The sequence below is a fragment of the Streptococcus cristatus genome (assembly GCF_003943465.1).
In the GTDB taxonomy this organism is placed as follows: domain Bacteria; phylum Bacillota; class Bacilli; order Lactobacillales; family Streptococcaceae; genus Streptococcus; species Streptococcus cristatus_C.
The window spans coordinates 17,683-31,585 of record NZ_RJPR01000011.1; the positions used below are offsets into that span (position 1 = coordinate 17,683).

The following is a 13,903-nucleotide window of genomic DNA, read 5'->3' on the forward strand; positions in this document are numbered from 1 at the left end:
TTAAAAATCAAGAGAAAGTTGTTGGTCGTGTTGCGGTTGGATCGTTTCATTGAACTTAGCTAGTGCTACATCTATTTCCTCAACCTCTGCTTCTTGTTCTACCAATGGGACAAGGATGTCATATTTGGCTTTAACCATCTGATAATCCTCTTCTTTAGGAAAGACCTTTTCCACTTCAACCCTTGCAACTGTTAATTTATCTTTGAGGTTATTGGCCATTTCTTCTGTCTTTTCTTGATCCTCTAGGATATGGTCAATGGCATTAGTAATGCGTTGGATGGTTCCCACATCTGATTTCAAGTCTAAAGAGACAGAATACTGGTTGCTGCCTGAAATGGTTAAGGACACTATATCAGGCAAAGGCTCACTAGGGCTTCTGGTTGCCATTTTAAGCTCAAATCCTCTAAAGGTCGCAAGTGTTCTGACTTCTTTGGTTTCAGAACGGTTATAGGTAATGAGTTTGCGTAAATAGTCTCCGGCTTCTGCACGGTTATTAATTGTCTGATTGTCAAATCCCATGACAAAATCCAGGGATTTAGTTGCCAAGGATTGAGCAATATCACGGTCATACTGACTGAGACGTTTCTCTAAGATAGGGAGGTTCTGTTCACAGTAAGCAATGGTATGACGATACTCGTCTTTGGTGCGATGAAAGGCACGCTTTTGATTGCCTAAAACGGTCAACTCATTTTCTAGCTCCATTTTCAGTTTGAGATAAGGATTACCTGTTGCCAAAGCCTTAAAGTCTGAAGCAGTCATGGTCTGTTCATCAATGTCTTCTGCCGACCGTACGGGGTCTTTAGAGGTCATGATTTGCGTGATGTATTTGAGCTTATTCTCCTGAGTTTGCCAGAGGTAGTTGTCGAAGCTCCCTTTGGTAATGTAATGGTAAATATCTACCTCTTGGTGCATATTACCCTGACGAATCAACCTACCGTTGCGTTGGACAATATCGCTTGGTCTCCAGGGAACGTCCAAATGATGGACAGCCTTCATACGTGATTGGACGTTTAAGCCTGTTCCACCTTTTTCCGTAGAGGCCATGAGAATTCGCACCTCTCCACTATTGACCTTACGAGACAGAGAGTTTTTCTTCTCATCGGTATTAGCGTCATGGACAAAGGCAATTTCTTCTTTGGGAATCCCTCTATCCACTAAGAGGTTCTTCAGTTCATTGTAAACGTCAAACCCTTCTTCCTTACTTTTAGGGGTTCCAATATCTGAGAAAATCATCTGTGTAGCCTTATCTCCATTACCCTCACGGTAAATCCGTTCCACGTTATCCACCACTTGCATAATCTTCTGATTGTCAGATAAGGTATAGGCTGGGTCAATGAGACGCATATCAATGGCTAATTTTCTAGCTTCCCCAGTAATCTTTAACATGTTATCCTCACTAGGGTCAACGTTGCTTGACTTGATGGCGTCTGAACGGTCAACCAACTCTTCAAGGTAGTATTTCTGAGCTTTAGTGAGTTCGCTCTCCACCGCAATGACTTTGGATTCAGGTATAGGTAAATCCAACATATCTGACGTTTGAATATCTGTTGTTTCCTTATAAATCCGCATGAGTTCAGGAAGGTTCACAAACTTCTTAAAGCGTTTCTTGGGTTGGTATTTATCCCCTGTAGGGGCAAGTTCCATAGAATTCTCAATATTCCCAAAAGCTCCCACCCACGAGTCAAAGTTTGAGACTTGATACCGTTCTAAGACATCTGGTTGAATATAGCTCATCATGGTATAGAGTTCGCTAATAGAGTTTGAAACAGGAGTTCCTGTCGCAAAAACCACGTTACGATAATCATGTTCTCCTTGAACCTGTCTGACCTTCATTTCCATATCCACGTTCTTTTTAGAAGTTGTGTTGGTAATTCCCGCCACATTCCCAAGGCCTGTAATGGGTCTGATATTCTTAAAATGGTGAGCCTCGTCCACAAAGAGAAAGTCAATGCCTAGATTTTCAAATTCAATAAAGGTATCACGTTCCAACTTTTGGAGTTCTTCTAGTTGATGCTCCAATCCCTTAATAGAACGCTCTGCTTCTTTAACCGTATAATCACTATCACTGCCTTGTTTGATTTCTCGCAATTGGTCTAGCTTATCTTGGATATAGGTGACCTGTTTTTCCTGACTCATGGGGATTTTTTCAAATTGGGAATCCCCAATGACAATGGCATCGTAGTCCCCTGTGATAATGCGTGACACAAATTGTTTGCGTTTGGCTTTCGCAAAATCTTTCTTGGTCGTTACGTAAACCTTCTTGGTTGGGAAGAACTTCATGATTTCTTGACCAAACTGAGCGGTTAAACTAGACGGCACCACATATAGAGGTTTATGTACCATACCGAGTTCTTTCAGCTTGAAGCCTGCCCCAAGCATGGTTAAGGTCTTACCTGAACCGACTTCATGGGCAAGTAGGGCTCGTTTTTCTTCCACAATCCGTTGAATAGCGTTCTTTTGGTGAGGGCGTAAGGAAATGTTCTGAGAAAGGCCATCAATGGTTAAATGACCACCATCATAGACTTTTGAGACCGTACGGTTATAGAGGCTATTATAGGTTTCTTCAATCATCTGTTGCACGTCTGGGTAACTGGCCACAAAATCTTGAAAGAGGTCTTGAAGTTGCGTTTCCTTAGCACGAAGAACAGTTGTCTTCTCGACATCCGTCACATTCTTTTTCTTATCCCCATCTTCCACTTGTTTCGTGATAGTTGGTTGATTGGAATTAAGAAGGTTTTCAAAGATTTTTCGGCCACTATCATAGCGTGAACCAGACACACCTAGACTTCTATCCGTTGCGATAGAATACCTGAAGGCAAACTTGGACTGGTAGGAAAGAGTGCCATCAATTGGACTGACTTCAAGAACAGTTGATACTTCTTGGTCAGTCAGGTCAAAAGTTTGTCCCATAAAGGTTTCTTGGGCAAATTTCCCATAAACGGCTAGAGGAATCCAACGTGAGCCAATCCGATAATCAATATCAGCTAGGGTGACACGTGGTGGCTTCACGTCTTCTAAGAAGTTTTGATAGTGCTGCCATGGAAAATCTGAATTATTTTCTTTGATAAGCAAATCCACAACCTCTAACTTGGTGATTACATCACCTGATAAGAAATCCTGACGAGAAACATAAACCACTTCTCTATCTTTTAAATAGCGTTCTGGGTCTGGAATAATGGTATCTCCTAATTCTTCAATCAAAGTCGCTTTTGAGTCTATCTGATAAACAGACATCATGTAATCTAAATCTACTCCACGCCCATCCGCAAGACTAGAATTGAGTGCATCAAGAGCAGATGCTACTGCCGTCACTTCCTTTTCAGGACGAACTAGGGCTTTTTCAAAGGCAAGGGACTTAGTATAGATAACTGTTTTACCAGCTGGGTCAAGACTTTCATCCTCTAAACTTGCAAGCAGTGAATACTTATCATCACTATCAAAGAGGTTACGGTTCACAGCACTATTCACATATCCAAAGCGTTTGACAAAGCTATCATAGGTACGGTTGAGTTTTCCTAGCAAGTGATTAAAGTCATCTCTGTCGTAATCATAGTAGCGCTGAATGGCAATAACATCTTGGTAAGCATTACGAATATCGACCATGCCTTTAATCCGTGCCACTTCTTTCTCAGATAAGGGAGCTTCATAGAAAACCGTCTTTTTGAAATAGCCCTTAAACTGCCCACGTTTGGTGGCTTCCTCAGTCACATAAACATCAAGAGCGGTGCTATCTGTGACTTTGAGGTCATTAAAGCGGTCAATCTGCTTTTGCGAATGCTTGGTATCCCAAGCCTGAAAGTTCCCTTCTTCATCCACATAATAGCTGATCTCCTCTGTCTTAGTCCCAACACGGATTCCCTTACTATCTCGGTAGTAAATCGTCGAATCCTTATAGCCAAAGCTATAACGGTCTAAGGTTTCTCTGATATCAGACGGAATCGAGGTATCAATGTTTTGTCTTGCCAGTACATCTGGATTGATGAAGATGTCAGAAAGGTCAACTTCCCTAGAAGGTTTAACCTGTTCAAGAGCAGTTTGAACATCTCCTATTAAGCTATCAGAATTGCCTTTCACAGAAAGTGTCCCACCGTTAAAGTTTCTAACCTCATAGCTTCCAAGAACCTGAGGATTATACTCCCCATCAAAGTAAGGATTGAGCCAAATACGGTCATCCTTGTCATAACGAATGGCACCTGAAAAAGCAATGTCATCTGCTTGATAGCCCTTGTCCATATGTTTCTGGAAGAACAACATATCCGTTGTGACACTCGTTCCTGCAATAGCCTTAAAGGCAGTATCTGGTAAACGGACGCCACCAAGAAAATCAGTTGTTTCACGAATATCTTGGAGAATGTTTTCTGTCCGTTTGTCCATGGTTCCTGTGGAGGAAATTATAGCGACTTGCCCACCATCATGCACCAAATCTAATGATTTTTTGACAAAGTAATCATGAATCATATAGGGTTTATCATAGCGATTATCCGCAATACGGATATTGGCAAAGGGTACATTTGAAAGAACCAAGTCAAAACTATTCTCATTAAAATTGACTGCTTCAAAGCCTCTCACCTCAATGTGGCTATTCGGATGAAGGTGTTTGGCAATAGCTCCTGTAATCGTGTCTAATTCAACTCCATACAACTCACTATTTTTTCTCAAGTGTTCGGGCATTGCCGCAAAAAAATTCCCAGTCCCCATAGAAGGGTCTAGCACTCTTCCACCTGTAAAGCCATCACACTCTAGTTTATTCCACATCTCACGAATTAAGAGTGGGTCTGTGTAGTAGGCAGTTAAAGAGGACTGTTTCATGTCTGAGTATTCTTTATCTGTAACTAGCGTCTTTAATTCCTCACGTTCCTTAGAAAACTTAGGATTATACTCATTAAAGACCTCATTGGCTAGTCCTCCCCAGCCCACGTATTTGGCAAGGAGTTCTTGTTCACTTGGGGTTGCTTTGCGTTGTTCAACTTCAAGAGCTTTTACCAAACGAATGGCAGCCACGTTCGTTTCAACCTTATCTCTAGTTGTCTTAGGGTAAAAGTTTGTCAGATCTTCTGGAAAGTGAAAATCAGTGGTTGGTGTTATCTCAATGACTTCAGAAAGCTCTGAATCAATCTCTTCTTCAAGAGTTTCAGATTTTTCTACTTCCCTTTCTATGACTGGTTCTTGAAAAACGTCTTCTTGGTTCTCATCATCTTCCTTAAAGGAAAAGAGGTCTAATTCTTGGCTAGGTTGTTCCACTTCTTCTTTTTCTTCGACAGAAGGAAGATGGAGAGCCTGAGTGATCTCCTCTAATGTCCGTAGGAAAAGAACTGGATTTTGTTCAATCAGATTCGTGAAATCATTTCGTAGTTCAATCCGAATCAGGTTATTAACACCTGACTCTTCTATGGCAATCACCTTAAAGTCCTGTCCTTTGTAAGTCACCATGGAGTCAATTGGATAGCGTTTAAGGACTTCTTCTACAATAGGATTTTGAGGTGTTTCTTGAGGCATGATGATTTCAGATTCTGTTTTTGTTAACCGCTCTCTCCAGTCTCTAAAGGATACGTCTGGTTGGGACTGTTTGTCCCTTTCAAAGGTTCTAGCTTCTTCAAGAGTGAGTTCTTCATGTAAGAAGGCGTAGGCAATGGGTCTTGCTTCTTCTAAGTCTAGTTGACTGGTCAAGAAAAACTCTGCCTTATCATGCGGTAGTCCCATTTGAAGCAATTCTGTCACAAGGGCTAATTGAGTGACGGTTGCTTTGGGATAGCCACCCAATAAGGCGAGGTCTGCATTCTTCAAATGGAAACGCCCTGCTGCATCTATCAGCACCCTACGTTGATGTTCTTCAAAATCAGCAAAATCTATCCCTAAACTGGTCAATTTTTCAGTATTTTCTACTAAAATCGCTTGACCCATTTCAGTTAAGAACACTTCTTCTTGAGGTGTTAGGGGACGTTGTAGGTCATAGACCGTCCCATCTGATTCTAAATAGGTTAATAGTTCATCGTTCTCATAGATTGGGGTCATTTCCATTTCATGGTCAAATTCCCCACGTCTCAGGTTTGGCAGTTTTGGACGACTATTTCGCACTTGGTCAAAATGATTCAGTATCTCAAACTTCTGAGCTAAGTTCAAATTCTGATAGGCTGGTAGATGTTTGGTTTGCCCTGTCCGCAAATCTAGTTGTGATAACTCTTCCTCAAGATTTGCAATGATGATACCCTCTTCTTCACGAAAGGCGATGTCCTGATAAGGTTCTGGAATGACTATTTCTTCAATAGACTCCTCTTTTTCCTCAACATGGTCCTGAGTGCTTATTATTTCAGGGTCATAGGTGAGGAGAAATTGTTCAATGTCACGGCTAATACGGTCAGACAAATTATTGGCGACTCGGTAGACATTGACTAAGTTAGCAGCATTGCCTTTATCCAAAAGAGAAGCTACTGAAATGGACTGATAGGCTCCTTCTTGGTCTAAGAGCTGAAAGCGAGTGGCTAGGTTAAAGAGGGCGACTTCAATCACCAAGGCTTTTTCCTCATCCGTTAATTGAGTAAGTTTTTTGAGACCAGCTTGTCCAAAGGTCTGGGTGTACGTTATTAAATCACTCATTTCCTCAGAGGTACTGGCTTGTACAAAAGCAGAAACTTCAGTTTCAAAAATTACCACCTGAACAGGCGATTGTCGCTTGTCCTTTTGAGTCATAAAGTTAAGGAGTAAATTATCCCATGGTTCATCAAAGTGTTCCGACTGATAGCGTAAGAATGTTTCTAATAGATTGTTGTCACGAGGAATGGTCGCTCGCAACATCTGTAATAAGTATTCTTGATTCATTGTTTCCTCCAAACAAAAAAGGGCTGAGAAAAGTTCTCAGCCCACTGCTTTAGTCTAGGACCAAGGTACTTTGGTCTTTTCCTTGTGGCAACTTATCCATTAAAGTCGTCACATACTGTTGTAAGAAATGGCTTTTCTGGTCTAACAAATCTTTCTGCAAGGCAAGGTAGGTCACATCTCCAAAATAATCTTGACTCGTTAAAGACAGATCCTTTTGAATAATGTCTTGCATGGTTTCTAAGGTGAGAGACGAATAGTCGTCCTCATCCAACACCTCATATTGAGTAAGGGTGTCCAAAATGTTGTTGGACGCTATCACTTCCATGATGAAACTAGTTCCCTCCCCTGTTCGGTAGAGTTTATCTAACAAGTCTGTCAGTTCTTCTTGAAGCTGTTCCTGATAACCATCTGCTCTTAGGCGTAAGTCATCACTGACTAAAGACAAGTCATCAATGGCCATAAAGTCTTGATAGAGCGTATCAAGGAGTGACTTATTTTTAATACTTAATTCCATGGATAGAAAGGCTTTGACCATGTCTTCATAGTTTTCTCGTGACATCTCAGACAGTAGGTTTGAGATGGTCTCATAGGTCCAAGTCATAACTGCTTTCCTTCCGTTGATGTTGACAGGGTTCCAAGCCTCGTTGGACTTCTTCAAGGTCTGTTAGTCCATCGCTATCACTATCGCTACTAAAAGGGTTAATCCCTAGTGCTAACTCTTGAGCATCCGTTAAACCATCCTGGTCTGAGTCTCTCGTATATATGCTTTTTGGTTCCATCTAGTTGTCCTCCATTTTGCGTTTAGCAAGGCCGTAAGCTAAGCCTAAAAGAAGGCCTCCACCGACAAGCGCCAAAAGAGATTGACTCTCTCCTGTATTTGGTAAGACACTTGCTGGAACTGGTGGTTCTTGTGTTGGAACTGGTGGTTCTTGTGTTGGAATAGGTGGTTGGGGTGGTGTTGGTTGATTCGGAGTTGGTGGCTCTGGTTCAGGAGTAGTTGTTTTAACCGTGTTTGAACTGATGGTGTAGCCATTGACGGTATGTAGTACCGTATTTTCTACTTCACCTGAAGCGATTCGTTTCATCTGCAAGTAAACATCTGCCTGAAACTCGGATTCTTCTGCTAGTTTTTCTAGGAATTCCTTGTCAAAACTGATGGTAACCGTTCCTTTTGACGTGTCGACATGTTGTAGCGTGTACTTAGTCACTTCTGTCCCTTTTGGTAAAACCGTCCCATCTTTTAGACTGACATCTACCACAGTATAAGCCTTGTAAACACCATTATAGTCGTCATGGCTTTCATCGTAATCATCGTCAAAGCGGTATTCGATGAGTGGTGTCGCACGATTACCAGGAATAAGTGCTCCCACCAAGCGGTAGTTAAAGACCTGATTCAAGGCAACTTCTTTTCCATCAAGACTGTTCTCCTTTTGTGACAAATCAATCACCACATCTTTTTGTGGGTCTAGTTTTGGCACATTATTGACCACTGTTTCTGTCACATAAGCCAAACCAAAGTCAATCTGATAAGCGGTGTTTTCATACTTCCCACCAGTCTTTGTCAGCTCATTCTTAATCGTCATTGGAAGGGTCACCACTAAGGTTTGACCAGTTTTAACATAGGTTTCGTAAAAGGCTTGTGGATCATCAACGCTTAGAACTTGAATGGCTCCTTTTGGTATGAACTGACGTTTGGCCATAGCATCTTGAACCACTTTAGGCGCTTCTGACAATGAGGCATAGGCTTTCACCGAAATCCCTTTGACAAGAGTTCCTGCCTTATCCATCACTTGAACACCATCTGCATTTAGGCTAAGTGCCTCTTCAGGATAGTCATCTACCATGTAAAAACCTTTGGAAAGGGTATCCTCCGTCACTACCAAGTCCTTGTACTGACTATAATCCAGAACAATCTTATAGTAATTTACGGTATTAGGAAGAACGGTTTTGCCATCAATTGACACTCCCTCTTTATTGGTATTGGTCTTATGAGGATTTACCTTTGGCACGTGATTGGTCACCGTATTGGTTTCATAGGCTTGCCCAAAGTCTACTTGGTAAGCCACGTTATCATAAGACTTCCCTGAATTAAGCATCTCCTCACGAACTGTCATCGGTGTAACGATGGTAATGTTTTGGCCTTTGGTCACATAAGAATCATAAAAGGCTTGTGGATCTTCTGCCACAAAGACTTGGAAAGCTCCTTTAGGCGCAATCTTGCGTTTCTCAAAGGCTGCTTGTAGGGGTTTAGGGGCTTCTGATAAACTCGTGTAGTTTTTTACCGTAACACCTATGACAGCCTTGCCGTTAGATGTCGTTAGTTGAATAGCTGTGTCATCTGGTAGCACAGCTTCTTCAGGATAGTCATCCACAAAGTAGAAGCCTTTTGCGATTTGAGCTTTATCAGCTTTAATGCCACGGTATTGGTCTAAATCCCATGACAAGGTATAGTAGTTTTGTGAACCCACTACCATCGGTTTTCCATTGATGTCCACTTTATCCTTATTAAGGTTTTGTTTCTTAGGTGTGGGGCTGACAAGGGTATTGGTCACCTCATTTGTTTTATAGCCATTCCCAAAATCAACTTGGTAGGCTTTGTTTCGATAAGTCTTAGTTTGACCATAAAGTCTGTCTTTGACTGTCATTTTGGTGAGAAGGTTCAAAGAGGTTCCTGTTTTAACGTACTGGTCATAGAAAGCCTGATTGTCGTTAGGTTGGAAGATTTGGAAAGCTCCTTTAGGAGAAATCTTGGCATGAGCGAGTTTATCTTGAAGGTCTTTAGGAGCTTCTGACAGCGACGCATAGGCCTTAACAGTGATCCCTGATACGGCTTTACCATCAAGAGTGGTGATACTTGTTCCTTTATCCACCAAATCCAAGACTTCTTCTGGGTAATCATCCACAAAGAAGAAACCACGAGCAATCGTTTCTTTAGAAGAGGTATCACCTTTATATTGATCTAAATCCCAGGTCAAACGGTAATGGTTAGTCGTTCCTAAAGCCACCACCGTATCGTTAATGACCACACCGTCTTCATTCTCATTGCGTTTTTGAGGAGTAATACGGCTAGTGATTTTCCCATCACCAGGTGTACGAACGGTCACCACGTTAGAGGTCACTGTATAGGCATTTGACGTTCCCTTATTGATGAGGAGCTTATAACTATTGGAATAGGTAGCCCCATCATTTTGAAGGCTGCCATAAAGTTTAGGAGCCACCAGTTGATAAGACTTAGTGAGATCTTGATTGACCTCTTGAAGCAAGGCTTCTTTGGCAGTCAGGGTCACAAAGTTCTTAGCTTCATCAAAGGTAAGCGTATAATTCTCATTTTCTGCTTGTGTTTTTTCTTTATCAAAGGCATAGCCTGCTGGAAGGTAATCTTCAAACGTAAGGGTAGTTGTTTTGGCACGATTTGAAGAAAAAACGTCAACTATTAAAGGATAAATAACTGTCGAATACTTGGCGATAGTTTTGTCATGAAGATTGTCTTGGTCGGTATTGACCACTTTTTTCATGATTTCAGGGGTCGTTGTCAGACGATAGTCGTGATAATGAACCGTTGGCACTTGTGGTGCTTTTGGTAACGGTTCTGGCGTAGGGTCTTTAGGCAAGGTGACCTTGGTAAGTGTTAGGCTAGGCTGAGTGACTTTCTCTAATGGTTTTTCCTTAAAGCTCACAGGTGGCTCTGGGGTAAAAGTCTTTGGCGTAAAGGTTTTCGGCACAACCTTAATCGGCTCTGGGACTGGGTCTAGTTTTGGGGTCACATGTGGTTGCGGACTATAAGGTTTGACGGTTCGTGCAACAGGTAAGGTGTTTAAGGCAAACCAATAGGTCAGTCCTGCATTTTGGGGCATATCGCCTTGTCCAAAAGTCACGGTGTAGGTATTGCCTGATGTGACGGTTGAGACAATCGCTCCCTTGTAAGCATACTTGCTAAAAGAGGTGTCCCATTCTTCTGGGAGGTTCAAATCACTAGCACGGTTTGAAGAAAGTGAACGTGCTAGGCCTTCATCTGTCACTTGAATGGTTGAGCCATTGATAGGTACAAACTTGCCTGATGTGTCTTTGACATACTATAAGCCAATGTCATTGTGATTAAGTGAGGAATGGGTAAAGACACCTGGTTTTTCCTTGGTAAAGCTGACTTGCGAGCCATCCTCTAAGAAATACTTGGCTTTGACACGAAACTCCATTTTATCGGTTCGCCAATTCCCTGTCCCATCATTACGATAGGCAATAAAGCCTTCTGTTGGGTCATTAGGCACAACTAATTGTACAGAATCCGTCCCAGTTGGAGACACTAGGTTTGTGATGTCATAAGCGACTTTGGTAATCTTTTTACCATCAAAACTCGCATTTTGAAGGTTTTGATAAGTGAATGAAAGGGTTTCTCCAGTTTTAAAGGTATCATAGACGAAGAAACCAGTAGAATCTAGGATTTTAGAATACCCACCAAGCATGGCGTCACCCTTAGCAATGATGCGATTAGGGTTTCTCGTGTCAGCTGAATGGCGGGCTTGCGGTTCCCCATTGTTCAAGTTGAGAGCCTGAGCAAGAGCTTGTGAGATGTAACCTTCCTCTCCTTTTGAGATGTCAGCTAAGTCACGTTTGTATCGGTTCATTTCTTTGGCATTGTAGGCATCAATGGCTTCATTTTCTTTCTTAGCAGCTTCTTCTTTCTCCTTATTGCGTTTTATAATAGCAGCAATCTCAGCTTCACGGTCTGTCACCAATTTTTGTTGGTTATTATTGTAGGTATCCACAGCAGCTTGACCTGCTTTATTTTCATCATCAATCGCTTTTTGTCCAGCTTGATTGCGTTTAGTAATCGCTTCATTCTCTGCCTTTGCATTCGCAAGACCTGCTTCATTTTCCTTTTGAACAGCTAAGTTCTTTGCGGTAATGGCATCTGCGGCTTGTTTTTTCGTGATATAGTCCGCAAGACTAGCCTTGTTTTGTTTATCAATAGCAGCTACCGCAGATATGTAGTCCTGATAACCTGAAACAGTTGATCCCTCTCCTGACGGAACGGTTTGAGTTGTAATAGTCACGTTCGCAGACTTGTCCTGAGTCTTCACTTCTGAAGCCGTGGTATCTACTGAACTATTCAAGGCCTTTCCTGCTTTAGTAGCTTCTTTATGACTAGCAACCAACGCAGCATTTCCTTTTTCGACACGAGTTTTATCTTGTTCATAAGCGGCTTTGTCAGCTTTATAGGTATTTGTCACCCGAGTGATGTCCTCAGCCTGTTTCGCAGCGTCTGCTTCTGCCTTATCCAATTGTTTACTGGTCTCACTCGCAGAAGTTGTGTTTCCCAAATCCATAGGCTTATCCTGAATGGTCGTACCCCCTTCAGCAGTAGCTTGATTGACCGTCTTTGTCACAACATCATGAGGAACAGTAACTGTGATAGCGCCATCTGATTGACCAGTTGAGGCAAGACTAGCGGTCTGTTCAGCAACTGGTGTGGGTTGAGCTTCGGGTAAATTAGTCGCAGGATTTTCCGTTAACTGAACGGTTTTATCTAGCGAAGGTGTTACCACTTCGTCAGCTTGTGCTACTTGGCCACCCCAAGCGACAACAGCCGTCACCATGGTTCCAAGAGCTACCGAACAAAGTGTCCGATACTTCTTACTTTTACGGAAGACATGCTTTTCTGCCTTTTCCTGATTGACTAAAAAGTGATGATGACATTGTTTGGTCATAAAAAAGTCCTTCTTTTCTTTTGATAAGTAGTAACAATCTGTCACTCTCTCCCCATCATAAAAAAGACGGCTTGATTTTGGTATCACATCAAAAAAAGGACAAAGAAAAAAGCTATCGGTAGCACTACCGATAACCTCTGAAAATTGCTTATAAATAAAAAATGGGAGGACTGACGCATCAGACCCTCCCAGACATGACTAGCACGCCCCAATTCGATAATATCATACTACCACTAAATTCATTTTTTGTCAATAAATTTACTTAATTGTTGAATCGACGTTTTTCTATTTGTACTGATAATCTTAAAGAAAATATCACGATTATCTAGGGATTTATCGAATCTTTCAACAATCTCATTAAATTGATTGATGTATTCAATAAGAATCCCTGAATCAAATTTTAGAAGGTTCAAAATCCAAATAAGTAAAATAAAATAATCCTCAATAAATACACAAGTGAATGTTGATAACCCTAAATCTTGTTTTATCTGTCTTTTTAGTGCTTTAGACACACCACTTGAGAAATTGGCATCAAAAATGGCACTNTTGTGCATAGTAGCATTCCTTAATTCAATCAGAGAATTAACAACTAACTCAAGTGAATTCGACCTTTTAGGGATAATCGTAAAATCTTGGTTCAATTTTTCACGACTTGATTTGACTAAACATCCTAAAAATCTACTAAATTGTCCTAAAGTAATAACTTCAAAATACGCCCAAAGAGGAATTTGATAGTCACTATCAAAATAATGTTTTATTACTTCATTTTTGTCTGAGTAATATTCAATTGTATCCAGTATATTTTGCTTTGTTTCATTATACTGTAGGAATTTCTTAGCATATTTCTCAGTGTCACCAGAATAATCTATGTAGCAAGCTAATTGATTATCTAATACATCTTCTATCCCACTACTAGATTCTGCAACTAATGAATCAATCGTTCTATTTTTTAATGCTGTTTCAACTAGCATTACAATAGGATAAAATAGGCCTTTTAGCTCCATATCAAACTGATAGATTGCTACAATTTCCTTAAATGAAGTAATTGATAGCTTACCACCTGAATTAGCTTTCTTAACAAATCTATATCGCTTATATCCATGATAATAGCCCATATTTAAGAGTGAGATAGAGTCGACATCATGAATATCTATTTTATGATTTTTCAAAATATGGTCAACTAAACCCGAAGAGGTCAAACCAGTTTTTGACTCTTTTTTAATTTTTTCAACATTTGTTTCCATTTGATAATCTTCAGTCACCTTTCACAATTATTATACCATATCGCTAAGCGTATATTTAAAATTGAAAGATAGAATTTTTATCACAATATTTATAAAACAGAATAAGCTAACAAAAATATACTTGTTAACTTATTCTTT

4 protein-coding genes and 1 pseudogene are annotated in these 13,903 nt (G+C 40.9%); all 5 read right to left on the minus strand.

The window, feature by feature from the left end; translation table 11 throughout:
• Entirely contained in the window at positions 1-6,816 is a 6,816-nt protein-coding gene (locus D8793_RS09795) for a helicase-like domain-containing protein (RefSeq protein WP_125383880.1), read from the minus strand.
• Positions 6,817-6,865: 49 nt separating this feature from the next.
• The gene (locus D8793_RS09800; RefSeq protein ID WP_125371707.1) at positions 6,866-7,417 is read right to left on the minus strand and encodes a hypothetical protein; all 552 of its coding nucleotides are present in this window, start codon (positions 7,415-7,417) and stop codon (positions 6,866-6,868) included.
• The gene (locus tag D8793_RS09805; RefSeq protein WP_125371708.1) at positions 7,401-7,595 is read right to left on the minus strand and encodes a calcium-binding protein; all 195 of its coding nucleotides are present in this window, start codon (positions 7,593-7,595) and stop codon (positions 7,401-7,403) included. Before D8793_RS09805 ends, D8793_RS09800 begins: the two co-directional genes overlap by 17 nt.
• Positions 7,596-12,521 (minus strand): annotated as a pseudogene (locus D8793_RS09810) (SspB-related isopeptide-forming adhesin).
• A gap of 239 nt (positions 12,522-12,760) precedes the next feature.
• Entirely contained in the window at positions 12,761-13,765 is a 1,005-nt protein-coding gene (locus D8793_RS09815; RefSeq protein WP_125386914.1) for an Abi family protein, read from the minus strand.
• Between the last annotated feature and the right edge of the window lie 138 nt (positions 13,766-13,903).

Bases quoted from the DNA above. Each gene is read 5' to 3' on its own strand.
- D8793_RS09795 (WP_125383880.1), bottom strand. From the start codon at position 6,816: ATGAATCAAGAATACTTATTACAGATGTTGCGAGCGACCATTCCTCGT.
- D8793_RS09805 (WP_125371708.1), bottom strand. From the start codon at position 7,595: ATGGAACCAAAAAGCATATATACGAGAGACTCAGACCAGGATGGTTTA.
- D8793_RS09800 (WP_125371707.1), bottom strand. From the start codon at position 7,417: ATGACTTGGACCTATGAGACCATCTCAAACCTACTGTCTGAGATGTCA.